Source organism: Vreelandella sp. EE27, assembly GCF_968206495.1.
This window is the reverse complement of sequence record NZ_OZ309109.1, coordinates 63,274-86,300: the sequence shown is the minus strand read 5'-3', so window position 1 is coordinate 86,300 and position 23,027 is coordinate 63,274. Positions and strand designations below refer to the sequence as shown.

The 23,027-nt window shown below is 60.2% G+C and carries 13 protein-coding genes, 2 tRNA genes and 3 rRNA genes; 8 read left to right on the top strand and 10 right to left on the bottom strand.

Translation table 11 applies throughout. From position 1 onward, the window contains the following. Positions 1-39 precede the first annotated feature (39 nt). Positions 40-780, top strand: coding sequence for an SDR family NAD(P)-dependent oxidoreductase (locus ACWHVV_RS00370; protein WP_447927593.1), 741 nt, complete (start codon positions 40-42; stop codon positions 778-780). Between the two features lie 614 nt (positions 781-1,394). Here ACWHVV_RS00370 and ACWHVV_RS00365 read toward each other — a convergent pair. From ACWHVV_RS00365 to ACWHVV_RS00340, 6 genes are all read right to left on the bottom strand, one after another. Beyond that, on the bottom strand, positions 1,395-2,582 hold the full coding sequence (locus tag ACWHVV_RS00365; RefSeq protein WP_447926971.1) for an IS110 family transposase: 1,188 nt from the start codon (positions 2,580-2,582) through the stop codon (positions 1,395-1,397). Between the two features lie 217 nt (positions 2,583-2,799). Beyond that, positions 2,800-2,915, bottom strand: a 5S ribosomal RNA gene (gene rrf / locus ACWHVV_RS00360). 106 nt (positions 2,916-3,021) lie between these two features. Continuing rightward, positions 3,022-5,913, bottom strand: a 23S ribosomal RNA gene (locus tag ACWHVV_RS00355). 255 nt (positions 5,914-6,168) lie between these two features. Beyond that, a tRNA-Ala gene (locus tag ACWHVV_RS00350) sits at positions 6,169-6,244 on the bottom strand. Between the two features lie 110 nt (positions 6,245-6,354). Continuing rightward, a tRNA-Ile gene (locus ACWHVV_RS00345) sits at positions 6,355-6,431 on the bottom strand. A gap of 86 nt (positions 6,432-6,517) precedes the next feature. Further along, a 16S ribosomal RNA gene (locus ACWHVV_RS00340) occupies positions 6,518-8,050 on the bottom strand. The 16S, 23S and 5S rRNA genes sit together here with 2 tRNA genes alongside, the layout of an rRNA operon. 697 nt (positions 8,051-8,747) lie before the next feature. Between ACWHVV_RS00340 and ACWHVV_RS00335 the strand changes: the two genes are divergently transcribed. Together ACWHVV_RS00335 and ACWHVV_RS00330 are read left to right on the top strand one after the other, a co-directional pair. After that, positions 8,748-10,664 (top strand): sensor histidine kinase, encoded by a 1,917-nt coding sequence (locus ACWHVV_RS00335; protein WP_447927592.1) that lies wholly within the window; start codon positions 8,748-8,750, stop codon positions 10,662-10,664. Beyond that, the gene (locus tag ACWHVV_RS00330) at positions 10,657-12,039 is read left to right on the top strand and encodes a sigma-54-dependent transcriptional regulator (RefSeq protein WP_447927591.1); all 1,383 of its coding nucleotides are present in this window, start codon (positions 10,657-10,659) and stop codon (positions 12,037-12,039) included. Before ACWHVV_RS00335 ends, ACWHVV_RS00330 begins: the two co-directional genes overlap by 8 nt. Here the strand turns inward: ACWHVV_RS00330 and ACWHVV_RS00325 are convergent. The 3 genes from ACWHVV_RS00325 to ACWHVV_RS00315 all read right to left on the bottom strand — a co-directional run bounded on the left by ACWHVV_RS00325 (position 12,015) and on the right by ACWHVV_RS00315 (position 14,708). Continuing rightward, positions 12,015-12,686, bottom strand: a complete 672-nt coding sequence (locus ACWHVV_RS00325) for a metal-dependent hydrolase (protein WP_447927590.1) — start codon at positions 12,684-12,686, stop codon at positions 12,015-12,017. The genes ACWHVV_RS00330 and ACWHVV_RS00325 overlap by 25 nt on opposite strands. A gap of 96 nt (positions 12,687-12,782) precedes the next feature. Continuing rightward, a complete protein-coding gene (locus ACWHVV_RS00320) occupies positions 12,783-13,331 on the bottom strand; it encodes a gamma carbonic anhydrase family protein (RefSeq protein ID WP_447927589.1) in 549 nt (182 codons plus the stop codon). Positions 13,332-13,358: 27 nt separating this feature from the next. Next, positions 13,359-14,708 carry a sodium-dependent transporter gene (locus ACWHVV_RS00315; protein WP_447927588.1) on the bottom strand — a complete coding sequence of 450 codons (1,350 nt, stop codon included), beginning with the start codon at positions 14,706-14,708 and terminating at the stop codon, positions 13,359-13,361. A 234-nt stretch (positions 14,709-14,942) separates the two neighbouring features. Here ACWHVV_RS00315 and prlC point away from each other — a divergent pair, with 234 nt between their 5' ends. The 4 genes from prlC to ACWHVV_RS00295 all read left to right on the top strand — a co-directional run bounded on the left by prlC (position 14,943) and on the right by ACWHVV_RS00295 (position 20,866). Beyond that, positions 14,943-16,991, top strand: a complete 2,049-nt coding sequence (gene prlC, locus ACWHVV_RS00310) for an oligopeptidase A (protein ID WP_447927587.1) — start codon at positions 14,943-14,945, stop codon at positions 16,989-16,991. A gap of 86 nt (positions 16,992-17,077) precedes the next feature. Beyond that, on the top strand, positions 17,078-17,323 hold the full coding sequence (locus ACWHVV_RS00305; protein WP_447894814.1) for a YheV family putative zinc ribbon protein: 246 nt from the start codon (positions 17,078-17,080) through the stop codon (positions 17,321-17,323). Positions 17,324-17,594: 271 nt separating this feature from the next. After that, positions 17,595-18,578 carry a TAXI family TRAP transporter solute-binding subunit gene (locus tag ACWHVV_RS00300; protein WP_447927586.1) on the top strand — a complete coding sequence of 328 codons (984 nt, stop codon included), beginning with the start codon at positions 17,595-17,597 and terminating at the stop codon, positions 18,576-18,578. Positions 18,579-18,667: 89 nt separating this feature from the next. Then, a complete protein-coding gene (locus ACWHVV_RS00295; RefSeq protein ID WP_447927585.1) occupies positions 18,668-20,866 on the top strand; it encodes a TRAP transporter permease in 2,199 nt (732 codons plus the stop codon). Between the two features lie 244 nt (positions 20,867-21,110). Here the strand turns inward: ACWHVV_RS00295 and metF are convergent, their stop codons facing one another. Beyond that, on the bottom strand, positions 21,111-21,953 hold the full coding sequence (gene metF / locus ACWHVV_RS00290) for a methylenetetrahydrofolate reductase [NAD(P)H] (protein ID WP_447927584.1): 843 nt from the start codon (positions 21,951-21,953) through the stop codon (positions 21,111-21,113). Between the two features lie 136 nt (positions 21,954-22,089). Between metF and ACWHVV_RS00285 the strand changes: the two genes are divergently transcribed. Then, on the top strand, positions 22,090-23,025 hold the full coding sequence (locus ACWHVV_RS00285; RefSeq protein WP_447927583.1) for an AEC family transporter: 936 nt from the start codon (positions 22,090-22,092) through the stop codon (positions 23,023-23,025). The last annotated feature ends 2 nt before the right edge of the window (positions 23,026-23,027 follow it).

Below are 23,027 nucleotides of genomic sequence, written 5' to 3'. Positions count from 1 at the left end.
GTATGTTCTAAGCTTGTTTTTATAAACAAGGAGCGTTGAATGCTTGATTACCTACCCGACGGGTTTACCGCGATCGTCACCGGCGCCAATGGCGGTATTGGCCGTGCCGTCATCGAGTCGCTACTCGCCTCTACCCAAGTCGGCACCATTATTGCCGTTAGCCGTCGCAAAACGACGTTAGCAGACGCTCGCATTATCTCCATCGCTGCCGATATCACCACCCAGGAAGGCATCGACGCCCTGGTGGAGACGCTCGATGGCCGCCCTCTTCACCTGCTGTTCAATGCCATCGGCACGCTACACGACGACCAACACAACGTGCAGCCGGAAAAACGTCTTGAGCAGTTCGATGCCGACGCCTTCGCCCATGTGATGCACGTAAACGCGGCGACACCGATACGACTGTTGTCCGCTCTCAACGCCTCGCTAAAAGGCCATCACCCGAGCATTATTGCCAGCCTATCGGCTCGGGTCGGCTCGATCGGTGATAACGGCTTTGGCGGCTGGTACACCTACCGAGCCAGCAAAGCGGCCCACAACATGCTAATGAAAACCGCCTCTATCGAGCTTGCCCGGCTCAATAAACAGGCTATCGTACTCTGCCTGCACCCGGGAACTACCGACACCTCGCTGTCCGAGCCGTTTCAAGCGCGCGTACCCGAGGACAAACTGTTCTCGCCAGCGTTTGTGGCCAAGAGCCTTTTAGAGGTCATCGATCAGCGCACCCCCGCGGACACCGGCAGTTTCTGGGATTGGGCGGGCGAGCCGATCGAGTGGTGAATGGTGAATGGTGAATGGTGAATGGTGAATGGTGAATGGTGAATGGTAGGAGCAGGCTTTAGCCCGCGATGCGGCGCAACGCGCCGCCGGGGTGGGCGGCCGGCACGTTGGCGAATCCGGCCCCGGGCGGCTGACGCCGCCATCGCCGAGGTGTCGGACCACCAATGAATTGGGCTCCTACAGGGCGCGGTGGTACCGGGGCCTTGTTGTGCCCCTGTTTTTGTAGGAGCAGGCTTCAGCCCGCGATGCGGCGCAACGCGCCGCCGGGGTGGATGGCCGGCACGGTGGCAAATCCAGCCCCGGGCGGCTGTCGCCGCCATCGCCCAATGAAATTGGGCTCCTGGTATGGATTGATCCGTCAAGGGCTCGATTGTTTCTTTCGTTCATGCTGCTGCTCTCGGTGTCCATGGGTCAGGGAGCGAAGGGCTATCAGCGACGGTGGATCTCTCTGGTATTCGTGGGTTGGGTACCGACCTGTCATCACTTCGTCGCGGAGCTACCCTGCTCTACAAGCGAGGGTCACCCAACCCCGGAGGGTGGGGGCCTCATGGGAGCCTCAGGGGTTCTCCCACCGGCCCAACACTCCCTGACCCATGGGCACCGAGAGATCAGGCTCATGCCGTCGCTCGACTGCCGTGCGGTTTGCCCATCACCTCACAGGCAACCGCCCATAAAAAGCCCGCCATCTCACGTGCCACGGCCGTGACGACCTGTTGCTTGATCTTGCCGGTAGCGGCCAGCCGGCGGTATCGCCCGCAGAGGCGCTTCTGCGCTTCCCAGGCGATGGCCTGGACTGTGGGCGTGGTCTGTTCGGCTCGCTGCTCGATAATGCGCGTCTTGCGTGCCGGGAAGCGGTAACTCCAGGCGGCCTCGACCAGCACGCGGCGCACATGTCCGTTGCCCGTTTTCGTGATGCCGCCCTGGCGGCGGCTGCCGCCACTGGAGTGCTCGCTGGGCACCAGCCCCAGGTAGGCCATCAGCTGCCGCGGTGAATCGAAGCGGCTAATATCACCGAGTTCCGCCAGCACCGTCATCGCGGTAATCAGGTTAACGCCGCGCATCGCCATTAACGCCTTGACCACCGGCGCCAGTGACCAGCCCGGCAGGGCCGCCTGCATCTGCTTCTCCAGACCTGCCACTCGCCGCTGGGCCTCTCGTACCGCCTCGATGTATTCCTGCAGCACGATGTGCTGAACGGGGTGATCAAAACGGACCGTTTCCAGCCAGCGGAAGTGGCCGGGTACCCACTTGCTCTTGCCCGAATAGACCTTGCCGTGGCGTAGCAGAAAAGCGCTCAGACGCTGACGAGCCTTGAGCTCAATGGCTTTCATGTCTTCACGCGCGCGCGTTAGATCACGAATCGCTTCCTGCTCGGGAGTGGGCACCCACACGGGCGTCAGCTCGCCCGAGCGCGACAGTCGAGCCAGCATCTGCGCGTCGCGACGGTCTGTCTTGACACGATCACCCGCCCGACGAGGAATCAGCGACGGCGCGACCACCTCACCATCATGGCCGCTGGCCTGCACCTGGTGATAGACCCCGTAGCCACACGGCCCGGCTTCGTAACTGAACAACAGCGGCTGGCCTTCAAACCGCTGGCTGAGCTGACGAATCATCCGGTCAATGGCCCTGGGCTCGTTGGGAATTTCGCCACGAAACTCGGGCTCGCGGCGCCCCGCTTCGGCGATGGAAACCGCGATGGTGGCCTTGTGCACGTCCAGCCCTATATACGCGGCGTGGAGATCGCTGGCACCGCCAGCGTGCTTTTCAAAAGTGGTTTTATTTACGCTAGACTGTGTCATGACCTGCCTCCATTAATAGTGGCTCTGCGTTGTGGTCTTGCCCTCAACATAACCCATGACGTTGATGAGGGGCAGGTCAATCCATAATGTCTACAAGGGCTAAGTGGCACTGATACTTTTTGCGCCCCTGCCAAGTGCCCGTGTCTTCTCCCGGGCCTTTTCCTGCGCACATAAAAAAGCCCCGAACACAGAGTGCTCGGGGCTTTTTCGAAGAGGTGCCTGACGATAACCTACTCTCGCATGGGGAGACCCCACACTACCATCGGCGCGTTGCGGTTTCACTTCCGAGTTCGGCAAGGGATCGGGTGGTTCACGCAAGCCATGGTCGTCAGGCGTAACTTTCAATGTATATCGGCTGACTGTCTTGTGATCGTCTCAATGTATCCGGTGCTCTGTCGAGCGTCGTTGTCACTGCAGGACCAGACCCCTTGGGTGTTATAGGGTCAAGCCTCACGGGCCATTAGTACACGTTAGCTCAACGCCTTGCAGCGCGTCCACACCGTGCCTATCAACCAGCTGGTCTCGCTGGGCCCTTCAGGAGGCTCGAGGCCTCGGGGATGTCTCATCTTGAAGGGGGCTTCCCGCTTAGATGCTTTCAGCGGTTATCCCGTCCGCACATAGCTACCCGGCAATGCCACTGGCGTGACAACCGGAACACCAGAGGTGCGTCCACTCCGGTCCTCTCGTACTAGGAGCAGCCCTTCTCAAACATCCAACGCCCACGGCAGATAGGGACCGAACTGTCTCACGACGTTCTAAACCCAGCTCGCGTACCACTTTAAATGGCGAACAGCCATACCCTTGGGACCGACTTCAGCCCCAGGATGTGATGAGCCGACATCGAGGTGCCAAACACCGCCGTCGATGTGAACTCTTGGGCGGTATCAGCCTGTTATCCCCGGAGTACCTTTTATCCGTTGAGCGATGGCCCTTCCATACAGAACCACCGGATCACTAGAACCTGCTTTCGCACCTGCTCGACGTGTCTGTCTCGCAGTCAAGCACCCTTATGCTCTTGCACTCATTGCACGATGTCCGACCGTGCTGAGGGTACCTTCGTGCTCCTCCGTTACTCTTTGGGAGGAGACCGCCCCAGTCAAACTACCCACCACACACTGTCCTCGATCCGGATAACGGACCCGAGTGAGAACACCAATGATGCCAGGCTGGTATTTCAAGGTTGGCTCCCTCCGAACTGGCGTCCGGAGTTCAAAGCCTCCCAGCTATCCTACACAGGCAACATCAGTATCCAGTGTGAAGCTATAGTAAAGGTTCACGGGGTCTTTCCGTCTAGCCGCGGGTACACCGCATCTTCACGGCGATTTCAATTTCACTGAGTCTCGGGTGGAGACAGCGTGGCCATCATTACGCCATTCGTGCAGGTCGGAACTTACCCGACAAGGAATTTCGCTACCTTAGGACCGTTATAGTTACGGCCGCCGTTTACCGGGGCTTCGATCAAGAGCTTCGCCCAGAGGGCTAACACCATCACTTAACCTTCCGGCACCGGGCAGGCGTCACACCCTATACGTCCGCTTGCGCGTTAGCAGAGTGCTGTGTTTTTACTAAACAGTTGCAGCCACCTGGTATCTTCGACCGGTTCGGGCTAAAGGAGCAAGTCCTCTCACCCTAATCCGGCGTGCCTTCTCCCGAAGTTACGGCACCATTTTGCCTAGTTCCTTCACCCGAGTTCTCTCAAGCGCCTTGGGATTCTCACCCTGACCACCTGTGTCGGTTTGGGGTACGGTCGCATGTCATCTGAAGCTTAGAGGCTTTTCCTGGAAGCGTGGCATCAGTGACTTCCGGACCTTGGTCCGTTCGTCTCGCGTCTCGGCTTTAAAGGGTCCCGGATTTACCTGAGACCCAGGCCTACTCGCTTTCACCAGGACAACCAACGCCTGGCTCACCTAGCCTTCTCCGTCCCCCCATCGCAATGACATCCGGTACGGGAATATTAGCCCGTTTCCCATCGACTACGCCTTTCGGCCTCGCCTTAGGGGCCGACTCACTCTGCTCTGATTAGCATCGAACAGAAAACCTTGGTCTTCCGGCGGGGGAGTTTTTCACTCCCCTTATCGTTACTCATGTCAGCATTCGCACTCGTGATACCTCCAGCAGACCTCTCGATCCACCTTCATCGGCTTACACGACGCTCCTCTACCGCTCATCCAGAGGATGAACCCGTAGCTTCGGTACCTGGTTTGAGCCCCGTTACATCTTCCGCGCAGGCCGACTCGACTAGTGAGCTATTACGCTTTCTTTAAAGGATGGCTGCTTCTAAGCCAACCTCCTAGCTGTCTGAGCCTTCCCACATCGTTTCCCACTTAACCAGGATTTGGGGACCTTAGCTGACGGTCCGGGTTGTTGCCCTTTTCACGACGGACGTTAGCACCCGCCGTGTGTCTCCCACGCTGCACTCACCGGTATTCGGAGTTTGCCTCGGGTTGGTAAGCCGGGATGGCCCCCTAGCCGAAACAGTGCTCTACCCCCGGTGGTGATACGTGAGGCGCTACCTAAATAGCTTTCGAGGAGAACCAGCTATCTCCGGGCTTGATTAGCCTTTCACTCCGATCCACAAGTCATCCAAATCTTTTTCAACAGATCCTGGTTCGGGCCTCCAGTTGATGTTACTCAACCTTCACCCTGCTCATGGATAGATCGCCCGGTTTCGGGTCTATATCCAGCGACTGGTCGCCCAGTTAAGACTCGCTTTCGCTACGCCTCCCCTATCGGTTAAGCTCGCCACTGAATATAAGTCGCTGACCCATTATACAAAAGGTACGCAGTCACCCAACAAGTGGGCTCCTACTGCTTGTACGCACACGGTTTCAGGATCTATTTCACTCCCCTCGCCGGGGTTCTTTTCGCCTTTCCCTCACGGTACTGGTTCACTATCGGTCAGTCAGGAGTATTTAGCCTTGGAGGATGGTCCCCCCGTCTTCAATCAGGGTTTCTCGTGCCCCGACCTACTCGATTTCACATGATCAGACTTTCGACTACGGGGCTATCACCCGCTACGGCCGGACTTCCCAATCCGTTCGTCTAGCCATTCACATGCTTAAGGGCTGGTCCCCGTTCGCTCGCCGCTACTGGGGGAATCTCGGTTGATTTCTTTTCCTCGGGGTACTTAGATGTTTCAGTTCCCCCGGTTCGCCTCGTATCCCTATGTATTCAGGATACGATACTGACCTTGTGGTCAGTGGGTTTCCCCATTCAGAGATGTCCGGGTCGAAGGTTGTTTGCCACCTCACCGAACCTTATCGCAGGCTACAACGTCTTTCATCGCCTCTGACTGCCTAGGCATCCACCGTGTGCGCTTCATTGCTTGACCCTATAACCCGAAGGAGTCTGGATCCCGCAATGACAACGATTGCCGGATACGCTTGAAACGTATCACAAAACAATTGCGTATCGAGATCACGCCACGAACACGCAAGCCCGGGGGCTCTTGTCTTCGTATCGTCATTCGATACTGTCAGCATGATATACATTGTTAAAGAGCGACTGTTCAATGAACAGTGATAAGGCGACGTACAACGTGCGACTTATCAATGGTCACGAAACAAACAAACGGTAGCGGAGATAATGGTGGAGCCAAGCGGGATCGAACCGCTGACCTCCTGCGTGCAAGGCAGGCGCTCTCCCAGCTGAGCTATGGCCCCATCGTTTTCACAACCTCACCTCTTGTTATAAATTTCTGTGAGACAAGGCAAAATGCGACGACGTATAGCCTGCTATACGAGGAGCATTTTAACGCAGTATCACGGGAATTTGGTGGGTCTGGGCAGACTCGAACTGCCGACCTCACCCTTATCAGGGGTGCGCTCTAACCAACTGAGCTACAGACCCAAGAGGGGATCGTGCATCAACCGTTTGCTCTATCACTTGATCAGGTAATTCATTGTGAGCGCTTGCCGGGAGAGTGACGCATCGTTTAAGGAGGTGATCCAGCCGCAGGTTCCCCTACGGCTACCTTGTTACGACTTCACCCCAGTCATGAACCACACCGTGGTGATCGCCCTCCAAAGTTAGGCTAACCACTTCTGGTGCAGTCCACTCCCATGGTGTGACGGGCGGTGTGTACAAGGCCCGGGAACGTATTCACCGTGGCATTCTGATCCACGATTACTAGCGATTCCGACTTCACGGAGTCGAGTTGCAGACTCCGATCCGGACTGAGACCGGCTTTCTGGGATTCGCTTACTCTCGCGAGTTCGCAGCCCTTTGTACCGGCCATTGTAGCACGTGTGTAGCCCTACCCGTAAGGGCCATGATGACTTGACGTCGTCCCCACCTTCCTCCGGTTTGTCACCGGCAGTCTCCCTAGAGTTCCCACCATTACGTGCTGGCAAATAGGGACAAGGGTTGCGCTCGTTACGGGACTTAACCCAACATTTCACAACACGAGCTGACGACAGCCATGCAGCACCTGTCTCTGCGTTCCCGAAGGCACCCCGGAATCTCTTCCGGGTTCGCAGGATGTCAAGGGTAGGTAAGGTTCTTCGCGTTGCATCGAATTAAACCACATGCTCCACCGCTTGTGCGGGCCCCCGTCAATTCATTTGAGTTTTAACCTTGCGGCCGTACTCCCCAGGCGGTCGACTTATCGCGTTAACTTCGCCACAAAGTGCACAAGGCACCCAACGGCTGGTCGACATCGTTTACGGCGTGGACTACCAGGGTATCTAATCCTGTTTGCTACCCACGCTTTCGCACCTCAGTGTCAGTGTCAGTCCAGAAGGCCGCCTTCGCCACTGGTATTCCTCCCGATCTCTACGCATTTCACCGCTACACCGGGAATTCCACCTTCCTCTCCTGCACTCTAGCGTGACAGTTCCGGATGCCGTTCCCAGGTTGAGCCCGGGGCTTTCACAACCGGCTTGTCATGCCACCTACGCGCGCTTTACGCCCAGTAATTCCGATTAACGCTTGCACCCTCCGTATTACCGCGGCTGCTGGCACGGAGTTAGCCGGTGCTTCTTCTGCGAGTGATGTCTTTCCTGGCGGGTATTAACCGCCAGGCGTTCTTCCTCGCTGAAAGTGCTTTACAACCCGAAAGCCTTCTTCACACACGCGGCATGGCTGGATCAGGCTTGCGCCCATTGTCCAATATTCCCCACTGCTGCCTCCCGTAGGAGTTCGGGCCGTGTCTCAGTCCCGATGTGGCTGATCATCCTCTCAGACCAGCTACGGATCGTTGCCTTGGTGAGCCGTTACCTCACCAACCAGCTAATCCGACATAGGCTCATCCGATAGCGGGAGCCAAAGCCCCCTTTCTCCCGTAGGACGTATGCGGTATTAGCCTGGGTTTCCCCAGGTTATCCCCCACTACCGGGTAGATTCCTATGCATTACTCACCCGTCCGCCGCTCGTCAGCGTCCAGCAAGCTGGACCTGTTACCGCTCGACTTGCATGTGTTAAGCCTGCCGCCAGCGTTCAATCTGAGCCATGATCAAACTCTTCAGTTTAAAATCATTGTGATTCTTGCCTGCCGCTCGAAAGCAACAGAGGCGAATCAATCCTGGCTCAAGGTTCAAACGAATTTGAAGAATTCGAAAATTCTTCTTGTGCGCTTGCCTTGATATAAGGTGACTTGTCACCCTCATCGGCAAACGCCCACATGAATTACCTGATCAAATTGTTAAAGAGCGGTTTCGCTTCGACTAATACTTGACTCGATGACCTGAGCCGGTTGCCGTAGCGAGGAAGGCGTATTCTACGCTCATCCTTGAATTTGTCAACCGCCGATTTTGGCGAGTGAAGCGAGCGAACAAAAACCGCTAACTTCCTGACAAACCGAGAGTTTTCACTCTCATTCACCGCTGGCAACGCCTTGCGTCCCCGGCAGCGGATGCGTACTTTACGGCCTCGAAGGCTCGAGTGCAAGCGCTTTTTAAAATGGTATCAAAAACGCGCTCATGACCGCGTTGGGCGCCCTTCACCCCCTTTAGCCGTAGACGGGGTTAAACTGTTGAGCGTCACCGGCAAACTCCATACCCTTGGCCTATCGATACCGCAGGCGAGCCCGATGACCTACCCGCCCCTTTATTACCCGCGTCTAGCCGGTGCGCCCGCGCCCCTTGAAGCCATGATGGCTCAAGGGAGCATCCCGCCGGTAGAGCATCGCGCCCCGAGCACTGCGCTATATATAAGCAGTGTTTCGCCATGAGTGCGCCGCGGCCACGCTACTGGCGCCTGCTATGGGGGCTTGCGCTTACGCTGGGGCTTGCCTTCAGCATGTGGCAGGCCGCCAGTTTTGCTCGAGAACGCGCGCTTGGCGAGCTCGCGGAGGATGCCGAAAACGAGCTACGCCTGTCGGCGGCGAACCTCAACGGCTATTTACTGCGCTTTGACTACCTGCCGCCGATGCTTGCCACCCGCGAAGCCGTGCGGCGCTTTCTGGCATCGCCGCAGAGCCAGAATGCCATGGCGCTCAATATTTTGCTGGACCGGTTTCGCTTCACCACCGGGGTCTCGGATGTCTACCTGCTGGACCGGGAAGGCACGACCATCGCGGCCAGCAACTGGCACCGCCCCAATACGTTTATTGGCCACAACTACGCATTTAGAAGCTACTACCGCCAGGCCATTGCCGGCCAGCAGGGGCGCTTTTACGGTTTGGGCACCCAGTCCCAGGAGCGTGGCTACTTCTTCTCGGCCCCGGTATGGCTGGACGAGACCGATCCAAACGCCACGCCGGACGGCGTGATGGTCGTCAAGGTACTGCTCGATGAAGTCGAACAGAGCTGGGCCGAGCAGGACGCCGAACTACTGGTAACCGACAGCGACGACATCATCTTCATGGCCAGCCGCCCCGAGCTTCGCATGAGCGCGCTGCACCCGCTAAGCGCAGAACAGCGCGAAACCTTGAGGCGCACCCGCCGTTACGCCATGGAGCCTTTGAGTTATTCCGGCATCGTGGTGGAGGCCGGCGATGACGTCGAGAGCCGTTTGGTTAGCTTCGAGTCCGGGCCGCTTGCCGAAGGGCGCTACCTGAGTCTGACCCGCTCGGTGGTGGAGTTTGGCTGGCAGATGCATATTCTCAAACCGCTGACGCCGGTGGTGAGTGCCCAATGGGTCGCCGCCTTAATGGCTGGCGGGCTTTATGGCCTGCTGATACTAGGGGGCGGGATCGGCTGGCAGCGCCGCCGACTGCGCCGGGAGCGGGAAGCGTTTGCCGAGCGCGAGCGCCAGACACTGGCGCGAGTACGTGACGAGCTGGAAGTCAGCGTTGCCCGGCGAACCCGCGACCTGGTCGCCAGCAACCAGCGTTTATCGAGCGAGATCGACGAGCGCCTGCGCGCCGAAGCCAACCTGCGCCAAACTCAGGACGAGCTGGTGCAGGCCGCCAAGCTTGCCGTGCTGGGCCAGCTGGCGGCGGGCATCAATCACGAGCTCAACCAGCCGCTGGCGGCGATTCGCGCCTACGCCGAGAACGCCCGTCGCTTTATCGAACTAGCCCGCACCGAGCAGGCCGACGCCAACCTGGCCCAAATCGTCGAGCTGACCGAACGCATGGCCGATATCAGCGCCCAGCTTCGCCAGTTTTCACGCAAGAGCAGCGAACGTCACGAAAGCATTGCCGTACAGGCGTGTATTCACTACGCCTTGCGCCTGTTTCAAAGCCGCCTGCGCGAAGGCAACGTCGAAGTGATCGAGCGAATGCCCCAGGACACTCTATGGGTGACCGGCGACCTGGTGCGTTTGGAGCAGGTATTAGTCAATCTGATCGGTAACGCCCTACAAGCCATGAAGACCCACACCTCACGAAGCGATGCGGCGCCCACGTTAACGCTGAGTGCCCAGAGAGAAGAGGATCGCGTGCATATCCACGTTGAAGATAACGGCCCCGGCATCGAAGAGGCGCATCTGGTTCAGATCTTCGAGCCCTTTTTCACCACCAAGGCGCCGGGCAACGGCCTGGGCCTGGGGCTTTCGATTTCATCGCGCATCATGGTGGATCTTGGCGGCACGCTTGGCGTGGCCAACACGCCCCAGGGCGCGCGATTTACCGTGACACTTGCCGTTGGCGGGCCGCCCGCCTCCCACGACGCCCCGCCGCTGGAGAGCCATCATGCATGAGCCGACAACCCTGCCCGTCATGGTGATCGACGACGAGCCGCACCTGCGCATTACCGCCAGCCAAACCCTGGAGCTGGCGGGCTACACGCCGCACTGCTTCGAATCCGCCGAACAGGCACTGGCCACCCTGCCCGACCACTTTCCCGGGGTCATCGTCAGCGACATTCGCATGCCGGGCATGGACGGCATGACGCTTTTGCACGAACTCAAACGGCGCGACCCGACGCTACCGATCATTCTGATTACCGGCCATGGGGACATCTCGACCGCCGTGGAAGCGATGCGCGCCGGGGCCTGGGACTTTCTGGAAAAACCCTTTGCCGGCGAGCAGCTGCTCGACGTGGTGCGCCGCGGGACCGAAAAGCGCCAGCTCAGCCTCGAGAACACCCGCTTGAAGGCGGAGCTCGAGGCGCAGCAGGCCGCGCTCGGCCCGCGACTCGTCGGGCGCACCCCGGTGATTTCGCGCCTGGCCGCCATGATTCAGCGCATAAGCCAGGTAGAAGCCGACGTACTGCTGTTCGGGGAAACCGGTACGGGCAAGGACCTGGTCGCCCGTGCGATCCACGAGCGCAGCGCCCGGCGCAACAACCCCTTCATGGCGATCAACTGCGGCGCGGTGCCCGAGCACACCATCGAGTCCGAACTGTTCGGTCACGAGAAAGGCGCCTTTACCGGCGCGGTAGAGCGGCGCATCGGCAAGTTCGAGCACGCCAACGGCGGCACGGTGTTTTTGGATGAGATCGAATCCATGCCGCCGGCGCTCCAGGTGAAGCTTTTACGCGTGCTGCAGGAGCGCAGCGTCGAGCGACTGGGCGCCAACGAGACGGTCGGGCTGGATATTCGCGTGATCGCCGCGACCAAGGTGGACCTCAAGGCCGCCGCCGACGAAGGCCGCTTTCGCGAAGACCTCTACTACCGGCTCAATGTCGTGACCCTGCCGCTGCCCGCCTTGCGCGAGCGCCGCGAGGACATTCCCCTACTGTTTCAGCACTTTGCCGTCGTGGCCGCCAACCGCAGCGGGCTGGAAGCGCCGACGCTGGACAATCACGCCGTGGCCACGCTGCTGGCCCACGACTGGCCGGGCAACGTGCGCGAGCTTAGAAACCTGGCCGAGCGCTACGTGCTGCTGGGGGCGGCCTTCGACTACCGGCTGGACGTACTGCTTGCCGGTGAAGCGGCCAGCCCCCAGGAGCCCACGCTCTCCCGTCAGGTCGAGCTTTTCGAAAAAAGCCTGATCGGCCAGTCGCTGGCCCGCCACCACGGCCGGGTGACCGACGTATGCAGCCACCTGGGGCTGCCGCGCAAAACCTTCTACGACAAGCTGAAAAAGCACGGCCTGAGCGCCGAAGACTATCGCCACAGCAGCGACCCCTGATGCAAAAGCTGGCCCAGCACGTTCCAGGGCGGCACCCAGGGAATCAGCGTCATGAGCGCAATCAGCATCAACAGATTCGACACCGGGCGGCGGCTGTCGCCCAGCTTCAACGCCGTACCAAAGGAGCGCTTTAGCCGCGCGCCTTCCAGGTCGACGCTGAAAAGCTCGTCGAGCCCCAGGTGAATCAGAAAGCCGAGCAGCACCCCCGCCCCGTGGGACCAGGCATTCCAGGGCGGCTGAAGCAGTACGTGGTAACTCAGCGCCGCGGTCGCTGACGAGCAGAGCGCCGCCGCCATCAGCGAATGCCAGATACCGCGATGCACCGTCAGTCTGGAGAACAGCAAACTCGCCAGGTAGCGCACGCCGAAGTAGATCCCGCCGCAGGCAACGAGCAGCGCACCAGGGCTCAGATAGGGTTGCAGCAGCAGCACGCCAAGCACCAGCGAAGGCACCGAAAGCAGGTTGAAGATCAAACGGATGGAGTGCGAACGGTCGGCGTCGATATCCGGCAAGATACCGCCGAAGGCCACCAGCACGACCATTAAAAGCGCCTGAGAGGGCGACCACCACTGGGCGTGATAGCCCGCAAACGCCAACAGCGTGCCGCCCGCTGCTGCCACGGTGATGTGCGTGCGAAAATTAGCCATAACGCGGCACCCTATAAAACTGTATAAATTAACAGATTATAGACTGCCGCGACACGATCAGGATAGAAAAAAGAGTGTCAGGCCAACCGTTTAGCGTTAATCAGGGTTCGGTTCGGCCAAAAACTGATCCTTGAGCTTCACGTAGTTGCCCGCGGTATAGGTAAAGAACTCGCGCTCTTTCTCCTTGAGCGGACGCAGCGCACTCGCCGGGCTGCCCGCGTAGACGTAGCCGCTTTTCAGCACCTTGCCCGGCGTGACCACAGCCCCCGCGGCGATGATCACCTCATCTTCGACCACCACGCCGTCCATGACGATCGCGCCCATACCGACCAGAATGCGATTGCCAAGCGTTGCGCCGTGCAGCAGCGCCTTGTGGCCAATGGTGACGTCGTCGCCCACGGTGAGCGGAAAACCCTCGGGGTTGAAGTCGCTTGAGTGGGTGATATGCAAGACGCTTCCGTCCTGAACGCTGACCCGGGCGCCAAGGCGAATCTGGTGCATGTCACCGCGAATCACCGTCATCGGCCAGACCGAACAGTCGTCCCCCAGGACGACATCACCGATCACCACACTCGCCGGGTCGATGAACACCCGCTCGCCAAGCTTTGGGAAATACTCCTTGAACGCTCTCAACGCCTTGCTCATGTTGTCTCCTTTACATGTCCTGCGGGCTCAAGCCAACGACAGCACGCCGCCGATCAAAACCACCAGCGTTAACGGAATCGATACGAAGCGAAGCGTAGCACGCCACAGCAGGTAGCCACGACTGCCCGCGCCCAGCGCCTGGCTGCCCAGCGATTCGGGCAACACCCAAGCGGCAAACGTCGCGATCAAAAGACCGCCCAACGGTAGAAAGACATCCGGTGGAATCGAGCTTAGAAGCTCGAACACGTTGCGCCCCCAGAGCGGGCGGAATTCGCCAAGCGTCGAGAAAGACAGCGCCGCCAGTACGCCCAAAAGCCACACGCTTGCCGCGACCAAGGCGGTACTTATGCTTCGCCGCCAGCCAAAACCGGTGAGCGTGGCGATCATGGGCTCGGCCAGGTTGATCGCCGAGGTCCAGGTCGCCAGTAGCAGCAGCAGGAAAAAGCCGCTGAGCCAAATGCTGCCAAAGGGCAGCTCGGAGAACGCGATGGGCAGTGTGACGAACATCAGCCCCGGACCCTGGGCCGGGTCGAGCCCCTGGGCGAAGACGACGGAGAAGATCGCGATACCGGACAAAAGCGCCACGCTGATATCGAGCACGGCCACCGCAAAGGCCGCCTTCGTCAGGCTCTGCTTCTCGGGCATGTAGGCCCCGTAGGCCATCAGCGCGCAGGCGCCCACCGCCAGGGTAAAGAAAGCGTGGCCCATGGCGTGAAACACCACCGTCCAGTTGAGCGCCTCGAAAGAGGGCAAAAAGAGCCACGCCAGCGCCTCATCGAAGCCATCGGTGGTCGCGCCGTAGCCCGCCAGCACCAGCAGCAGCACGTAGAGAATCGGCATCAAAAGGTTATTGAGCCGCTCAAGCCCCTTGGCCACCCCGGCGGCGGCAACCGTCATGGTCATGAACAAAAACAGCGAATGGTTGAACACCAAAAGCCCGGGATTGGCCAAAAAGGCGTCGAATCTCTCCCCGATCGCCTGGGGGCTTTGCTGATAAAAGCTGCCGTTGATCGAGGCGACCAGAAACTCGATGGACCACCCCGAGACTACCGAATAGAACGACAGGATGCAGAACACGGTCAGCGCGCCGAAAAGCCCCAAAAAGCGCCAGCGCGTGCTGGCCCCGGCGGCGGCGGCCAGCGCCCCCAGCGAGCGCATGGGGCTTTGCCGCCCGGCGCGGCCGATCAGAATTTCCGCCATCATCACCGGAATGCCCAAAAGCAGCACGAAGGCGATATAGAGCAGTAAAAACGCCGCGCCGCCGTTTTCACCGGCGATATACGGAAAGCGCCATATATTGCCAAGCCCGACGGCCGCCCCGGTCATCGCGAGGATAAAGGCGCGCCTGGACCCCCAGCGCTCTAACGTCTCGTTCATTCCCTTTCCCTACTCATGGCGGTATTGAAAGCCGGCAAGCCTAGCAGGCGCCCACCCAAAGACCAATTATCCCGGCGTTGGCTCGACCGTGGCATGCATTGGCCGTCCATTGGCGGCCCGGCCAAATATCACCGCTGTCATTGAAAGCGCGGGGCTTCGCCCGCACTCTGTCTTTATTACTGCGCGTTTTTTATTGCTGCGCTCACGCGCTACTCAATCTTCAACGAGGTGTCTATGTCCCGCAATCCCCTGCTTGAGACACACGAGCTTCCCCCTTTCGCCGATATCCGTGCCGAGCACGTCGTTCCGGCCCTCGACGCGCTATTGAGCGAAAGCCGCGAAGCTATTGACCGCCTCGTCGCCCAGGCCGGTACTCAAGCGCCTACCTGGGACAACTTTGCCGCACCGCTCGAAGAGGTCAACGACCGCCTCTCCAAAGCATGGTCACCGGTGAGCCAGCTCAACGCCACCATGAACTCGCCGGAACTGCGCGAAGCCTATGAAGCCTGTATCGAGAAACTCTCTGCCTTCGGTACCTGGGTCGGCCAGCACGAAGGGCTTTTTCACGCCTGGCAGGCGCTAAAACAGGAGCCGGTCTGGTCGAACCTCGATAGCGGGCAACAGCGCACCGTGGATAACGCCCTGCGCGATTTCCGCCTGGCCGGCGTCGACCTGCCCGCGGATCAAAAAGCCCGCTACGGCGAGATCCAGGCGCGCCTCTCGAGCCTTTCCAACCAGTACTCCAACAACGTACTGGACGCCACCCAGGCTTGGCATAAGGACATCGAAAGCATTGAGGCGCTCGCCGGTGTGCCCGAAAGCGCTCGAGAAACGCTAAAAGCCGCCGCCGAGGCGAAAGGTGTCGAGGGTTACCGGATCACGCTCGACTTTCCAAGCTTCTTCCCCGTGATCAGCTACGCCGACAGCCGCGCGCTCAGAGAAGAGGTCTACACCGCCTTCGTGACCCGCGCCTCCGACCAGGGCCCCAACGCGGGCACCTTCGACAACGCCGCGCTGATCGAAGAGATTCTGGCCCTTCGCCAGGAACTTGCCCACCTGCTGGGCTTCGATACCTACGCCGACTTGTCGCTGGCCACTAAAATGGCCGACTCGCCCAGCCAGGTGCAAGCGTTTTTGAACGACCTGGCAAACCGCGCCAAGCCCCAGGCCGACGAAGAGTTCGACGAGCTGAGCCGTTACGCCCGCGACGAGCTGGGTATCGATACGCTCAAGCCCTGGGATGTGGCCTACGCAAGCGAGAAACTTCGCGAGGCGCGCTACGCGATCAATCAGGAGCAGTTGCGCCCCTATTTTCCCGCCCCCCACGTGGTCAACGGGCTGTTTCAAGTGCTGGAGCGCCTGTATAACCTTCAGGTGGAAGAGGACGTGGATGCGCCCCGCTACCACCCGGACGTGCGGTTTTACCGTCTGATGGAAAACGGCGCGCCGATTGCCGGCTTCTATCTTGACCTGTACGCCCGGGAAGGCAAACGGGGCGGTGCCTGGATGGCCGACTGCAGCGTTCGTCGCGAAACCGTCAACGGCCTGCAGCTGCCGATCGCGTTTTTGACCTGCAACTTCACGGCGCCGGTGGGGGACAAGCCCGCGCTTTTGACCCACGACGAAGTCACCACGCTGTTTCACGAGTTCGGCCACGGCCTTCACCACATGCTCACGCGCCAAGCGATTGCCGATATCTCCGGCATCAATGGGGTGGCCTGGGACGCGGTGGAGCTGCCCAGCCAGTTCATGGAGAACTACTGCTGGGAGCGCGAAGGCCTCGATTTGCTCGCACGCCACGTGGACACCGGCGAGCCCCTGCCCCAGGCGCTGTTCGAGCGCCTGCTGGCGGCCAAAAATTTCCAGTCCGCGATGGGCATGATGCGCCAGATCGAGTTCTCGCTTTTTGATCTGCGCTTGCACTTTGAGCTTGAAGCGCCCGGGGCCGGCGACGTTCAGGCGCTGCTAAACGAGGTGCGTCAGCAAACCTCGGTGGTGCCCACGGTGGACTTCAACCGCTTCCAGAATAGCTTTAGCCATATATTCGCCGGCGGCTACGCGGCGGGCTACTACAGCTATAAGTGGGCAGAAGTACTCTCGGCGGATGCCTGGAGCGCGTTCGAGGAAGCGGGTATTTTCGACCCGGCCACCGGCGCCCGCTTTCGCGAGGAGATTCTCGAGAAGGGCGGCGCGGTGGATGCCGCCGAGCTGTTCCAGGCGTTTCGCGGTCGCAAGCCAAGCGTCGAGCCGCTTTTGCGCCATAGCGGCATCCGCGCCGCCTAAACCTTTTTTAGCGCCGCCCGCGTCACCAGGCGGCGCCACCTATCAACGAACAGAGCGCGGCGGCCGCTGCGCTCGGGAGCCTTCAAGTGAGTGTAAAACGCTTTATTGCCGGCGTGATATGCCCGCGCTGCGCGGCCATGGATCGCATCCGCGCCTGGGAGCAGAACGGCATTCGCTATCGGGAGTGCGTCAGCTGCGATTTTTTCGAACAGCTACCCATCGAGGACGAGAACGGCGCAGAGCTCACCACCCGGGTCAACCAGGTGCGCGACGACCAGAAAAACCAGGACGTACAGCCAGTGAGGATTCTCGACCCCAAAGGCAAACCCTGACCGGCCCGCGCGTCCATGGCCGTGCGCTTTCGACGGCTCGACGCTGAAATCTGTGTGGTTTTTCACACACCAAAACCGCACCCGTGTGCGGACTTCCAGCCACATAAGGCCTGCCGGTTTTCTACCAAAGTGGCAGGCCTTTTTCATAACTAATTGATAGTTATACGGCAAAGCAGGATTGGCACGGCAATCGCTCTAAATAAGCTGTCTGACCTGATGCGCGACCCCGCTGTCCGCTCCTCATTTCAATAACAGCTTAGGAAACATCGCCATGCGCCAACTCATGCCTAAAACCGTCCTGTTTCTCGCCAGCGGCGCCCTCGTCGCGGCCGCCGGTAGCGCCCACGCTGACCGCAGCGAATGGCCGGAGAACTTTACCGTCGGCACCGCAAGCCAGGGCGGCACCTACTTCGTCTACGGCTCCGGCTGGGCCAACTTCATTGCCGACGAGCTCGGGCTTTCCGGCGGGGGCGAGGTGACCGGCGGCCCGACCCAGAACCTGGCGCTGGTACACAGCGGCGACATGGCGTTTGGCCTGACCACCATGGGGCCGGCCGCCGATGCGGTGAACGGCGAGAGCCCGCTGGCGCCGGGCCTACAAATGGACAACGTCTGCGCGCTGTTCCCCATGTATGAAACGCCGTTTTCCATCACTGCGCTTTCAAGCTCCGGTATCGAATCGATTTCGGACATCCCCGACGGCGCACGTATCGGCTTTGGCCCGGCCGCCTCGACCTCGGACACCTACTTTCCGGCGATGCTCGAAACCCTGGGCGTGAATTTTGATCGCCGTAACGGCGGCTGGTCGGACCTGGGCGGCCAGCTCCAGGACGGCCTTTTGGACGTCATCGCCTTTGCCGCGGGTATTCCGATTCCGGCGGTGAGCCAGCTCGAGGTGCAGACCGACGTCAACATCATCTCGTTTAGCGACGAAGAGCGCGCCACCGTGCTCGAAAACTACCCGGTCGCGGAGTTCGATATTCCCGCCAGCACCTACTCCACCCTGGACGAGGACTCCCACGTAGTGTCGATGTGGAACTTCGCCATGGCGGCCTGCGACCTGCCGGAAGACTTCATCTATGAGGTCACCAAGGTCACCATGGAGAACAATGACCGCATGCGCTCGATCCATAGAAGCGCCGAAACCACCATCCCGGAAAACATCGTGCACAACACCGTGTTGCCCTTCCACCCGGGTGCGGCGCGCTGGTTCGAAGAGAACGGTCATGAGATCGACGAAGACATGATCAAGTAAGCCAGTACGGCTCCACGGCCCCGACCGGTTGCGCCGGGCGGGGCCGTTTTTCTTTCCCCTTTTCTGTCTTGCTGTGAGGGTGACCTCTAATGAGTCACAAGTCCGACCCCACTTCCCTAAACGACCCGGATGAAGGTCATGCGACGTCTGCCTCGACCGCCACGATCGCCGACGGCGTGGATGAAGAGGCCGTCGAAGCCAATCGGCGCCTATTCACCGGCTGGCAGTTTTTGTTGTTTGCCGGCCTCGCCATCGCCTACTCGGGCTTTCATCTGTTTTCGCTAAACGTGTACCCGATCGAAACCTGGTCGTTTCGAATCATTCACATCGCCGGTGCTCTTATTTTGGGCTACGCCCTGTTTGCCGGCGCCCGCTTTGCCGAGACCGACGCCGAGGCCTCCCCCGCCTGGCTCAAAGCGGTCAGCGTTGCGCTATTGATCCCGGCGGCCTATAGCCTGGTGCAGGTGTTTTTGATGCAACAGACCCTGGCCGGCGGCGCGATGCGCATCGACCCAGCCGTGGAGAACTGGCACTTCGGCTACCCGCTCATGGCGACCACCGCTGCGGCCATCGTGCTCTCCTGGTTTTTCCGTCAGGCCCGCCATCGTTTTAGCCCAGCGGATCTGGTATTGATGGTGTGTGCGCTGGCAAGCGCGGGCTATCTGCTGTTGATGTACAACACGCCCATGCGCGCCTCCACCGGCACCTCTTTCGCGCCCATCGGTATTTCCTGGGCGGCGATTGCCGGCTCGCTGTTGATTTTGGAGCTGACCCGGCGCGTGGCGGGGCTGGCGCTTGTGGTGATCTCGGTGATCTTTTTGGGGTACGTGTTCGCCGGCCCTTATCTGCCGGGCTTTCTGGGCTACCCGGGCCTCTCGGTGCAGCGCTTTTTCAGCCAGGTGTATACCGACGCGGGTATTCTTGGCCCGACCACCGCGGTGTCGTCGACCTACATCATTTTGTTCATCATCTTCGCGGCGTTTTTGCAGGCTTCCAAGGTCGGCGACTACTTCGTGAACTTCGCCTTCGCCGCCGCCGGGCGCGCCCGCGGCGGCCCCGCCAAGGTGTCGATCTTCGCCTCGGGCTTGATGGGCATGATCAACGGTACGTCGGCGGGTAACGTGGTCTCGACGGGCTCGCTGACCATTCCGCTGATGAAAAAGGTCGGCTACCCGGCGCGCAGCGCCGGCGCCATCGAGGCGGCGGCGTCCACTGGCGGGCAGATCATGCCGCCGATCATGGGCGCGGGTGCCTTCATCATGGCGGAAGTCACCGGTATTCCCTATACCGAAATCGCCATTGCCGCGATCATTCCGGCGGTGCTCTACTTCGCCTCGATCTACTTCATGGTCGACTTCGAGGCCGCGCGCAAGGGCATGCGCGGTATGCGCAAGGACGAGATTCCGCTGTTCTCGCGGCTGGTCAAGCAGGTGTATCTCTTTGCGCCGATCATTATCCTGATCGTGGCACTCTTCATGGGCTACTCGGTGATTCGCGCGGGCACGCTGGCCACCGCCTCGGCGGCGGTGGTGAGCTGGATCTCGCCGAACAAGATGGGCCCCCGGGCCATTCTGAAAGCGCTTCAACTGGCCGGCACCATGTCGATTCAGATCATCGCCGTGTGCGCCTGCGCCGGTTTGATCGTGGGCGTGATCTCGCTGACCGGCGTCGGCGCACGCTTCTCCTCGCTGCTGCTGGGCCTGGCCGGTGTGAGCCAGCTACTGGCGCTGGTGTTCGCCATGCTGATCAGCATTTTGCTGGGTATGGGTATGCCGACCACCGCCGCCTACGCGGTCGCGGCCTCGGTGGTCGCCCCAGGGCTCATCAACATCGGCATCCAGCCGCTGGTGGCGCACTTTTTCGTGTTCTACTTCGCGGTGGTCTCGGCGATCACCCCGCCGGTGGCCTTGGCTTCTTATGCGGCGGCGGGGATCTCCGGGGATAACCCGATGGGCACCTCCGTGGCCTCGTTCAAGATCGGCCTTGCAGCGTTCATCGTGCCGTTCATGTTCTTCTACAGCCCGGCAATGCTGATGGAAGGCTCCGCGATGCAGATTCTGCGCGTGGGCGTGACCGCGACGCTGGGCATCGTGCTGCTTTCGGGTATGGTGCAGAAGTGGTTCTTCGGACCGGTGAACACCCTCCAGCGGGTGGTGATGCTGGTGGGGGCGATCTTCATGATCTACGGCGGTATCTACACCGACGTGGCGGGCCTGGCCATCGGCGCGGCACTGTTTGTGATGCAGCGCAAGCAGTACGCCAACACGCCCTCGCCCAGCACTTCCTAGCGATTGGCTAGAAACCAAAACGCCCGCTCAAGACCACTTGAGTGGGCGTTTTTTTAGCTTTGGAAAGCAGCCTCGAAACCCTACGCGGGGGCGCCATGAATACCTCCCTATAGGCTACTTTCGCCATCTGACCGCCAGGGATGGCGGGAATGCCGAAAATGCAGGAGCTATTTTCGGCCTTGGCGAAAGACCCCCGCTACGGGTTACGCGAGACTGCGTCGAGTGAAAGCGCCAGCCGCCATCATCAGCCCACCAGGTTATCCACGACTTTCAATACCGGCGCGGACTGATTCAGCGTGTAGAAGTGCAGGCCTGGGGCGCCGCCTTCGAGCAGGCGCTGGCAAAGCCGGCTGATCACCTCGGTACCGAATTCGCCAATCGCGTCGCTGTCGTCTCCGTAAGACTCGAGCTGTTTGCGCATCCAGCGGGGGATCTCTGCGCCGCAGGCATCCGAAAAGCGCGCAAGCTTGGTGTAATTGGTGATCGGCATGATGCCGGGAATGATCGGCGCCGTGATGTCGCGAGCCCGGACGCGCTCGACGAAGTGGAAGTAAGCGTCCGCGGTGAAGAAGTACTGGGTGATCGCCATGTTGGCGCCGGCCTGCATCTTGCGCGCAAAGTTATCCACATCCCGCTCCAGATTGACGGCCTGTGGATGAGATTCTGGATAGGCGGCCACGGCGATTTCGAAATGATCGCCGGTCTCCGCGCGGATGAACTCGACCAGCTCGTTGGCGTAGCGCAGCTCACCGATGCTCGCCATGCCCGAGGGCAGATCGCCGCGCAGCGCCACCAGGCTATTCACGCCCTCTTCCTGGTACTGGGCGAGAAGATCGCGCAGCTGCGCCTTTTCGCTGCCGATACATGAGAGGTGCGGCGCGGTGGTGATGCCGGTTTCGCTCACTCGGCGAACGATATCCCGGGTGCGGGCCTGGGTGGAACCGCCGGCGCCGTAGGTCACCGAGAAAAAGCGTGGGTTGATGGCGGCCAGCTCATCGCGCACATGAATCAGCTTCTCGCGCCCGGCATCGGTGCTGGGCGGAAAGAACTCGAAACTGATACCTAACGGATGTTCCTGGCGGCTCATGGCGGGCCTCGCGGTGGGCTTAAAAGGTGATAGTGTAGCCATTGTCGCCGCTTGGCCGGGCCGCGGCTAATGAAAGATTCCACGGTTTTACTTTAATCTGATTCATACTCACCGCTGATTTCATTGGGACGACACCATGGATTTATCCTCGGCCACGCTGATGGGCCCCTTGCTCACACTGTTGGGATTTGTCGCGCTGGGCTTTATCGCCGCGCGGCGCTTGCAGGTAAACCCGCAGCCCATTGCCACGCTGCTGGTCTATGTGATCGCGCCGCTGACCATTTTTAGAGCGCTCATGAACGGCGAGCCCACTATCGATTACCTGGGGCTGACGCTTGCGCTTTTTATCCTGACCAGCACTATTGCGCTACTGGTCAACCGCGTCGGCCGGCGCTACCTCGGCCCCCACGAAGGCGCGCTTTTGGCGTTCTCCTCGGGCACCGGCAACACCGGCTACTTCGGCCTGCCCATCGCCCTGGTGCTGCTCCCCCCGGAAGGCGTCACGCTTTATCTTTTCTGCATGCTGGGAATCAATCTCTACGAGTTCACCGTGGGCTTTTATCTAAGCGCCCGGGGGCAGTTCACGGTGCGCCAGAGCCTTACCAAGATCAGCCGGCTGCCACTACTCTACGCGTTTGCCTCGGCGCTTTTGCTGAGCGCGCTGTCGGTGGCGCTCCCCGCGCCGGTCATGGAGTCACTGGCGGTGTTTCCCGCCACGTTTACGCTGCTAGGGATGATGATCATCGGCATGACGCTAAGCCAGGTAAAGCTTGCCGCCTGGGATACGCGCTTCATCCTGGCCTGTTTGGGGCTTCGCTATGTGCTTTGGCCGGTATTGATGCTCGTCATCGTGCTGGCGCTTGGCGCGCTCACCCCGATTTCTTTGGAGCTTGGCTTGGCGCTTTTGCTCTTGAGCGTAGTCCCCATGGCCTCCAACGTCGTGGTGGTCGCCATGGAGCTCGGGATTCAGCCCCAGAAAGGGGCATTGGCGGTATTGGTGAGTACGCTGCTGGCACCGCTTTTGATCCCGCTTTACCTGGGGGCGATGCTCTCGATCACCGGCCTGGGTTAGCG

Coding starts and splice junctions, on each gene's coding strand:
- ACWHVV_RS00370 (WP_447927593.1), top strand. CDS start 40: ATGCTTGATTACCTACCCGACGGGTTTACCGCGATCGTCACCGGCGCC.
- ACWHVV_RS00365 (WP_447926971.1), bottom strand. CDS start 2,582: ATGACACAGTCTAGCGTAAATAAAACCACTTTTGAAAAGCACGCTGGC.
- ACWHVV_RS00335 (WP_447927592.1), top strand. CDS start 8,748: ATGAGTGCGCCGCGGCCACGCTACTGGCGCCTGCTATGGGGGCTTGCG.
- ACWHVV_RS00330 (WP_447927591.1), top strand. CDS start 10,657: ATGCATGAGCCGACAACCCTGCCCGTCATGGTGATCGACGACGAGCCG.
- ACWHVV_RS00325 (WP_447927590.1), bottom strand. CDS start 12,686: ATGGCTAATTTTCGCACGCACATCACCGTGGCAGCAGCGGGCGGCACG.
- ACWHVV_RS00320 (WP_447927589.1), bottom strand. CDS start 13,331: ATGAGCAAGGCGTTGAGAGCGTTCAAGGAGTATTTCCCAAAGCTTGGC.
- ACWHVV_RS00315 (WP_447927588.1), bottom strand. CDS start 14,708: ATGAACGAGACGTTAGAGCGCTGGGGGTCCAGGCGCGCCTTTATCCTC.
- prlC (WP_447927587.1), top strand. CDS start 14,943: ATGTCCCGCAATCCCCTGCTTGAGACACACGAGCTTCCCCCTTTCGCC.
- ACWHVV_RS00300 (WP_447927586.1), top strand. CDS start 17,595: ATGCGCCAACTCATGCCTAAAACCGTCCTGTTTCTCGCCAGCGGCGCC.
- ACWHVV_RS00295 (WP_447927585.1), top strand. CDS start 18,668: ATGAGTCACAAGTCCGACCCCACTTCCCTAAACGACCCGGATGAAGGT.
- metF (WP_447927584.1), bottom strand. CDS start 21,953: ATGAGCCGCCAGGAACATCCGTTAGGTATCAGTTTCGAGTTCTTTCCG.
- ACWHVV_RS00285 (WP_447927583.1), top strand. CDS start 22,090: ATGGATTTATCCTCGGCCACGCTGATGGGCCCCTTGCTCACACTGTTG.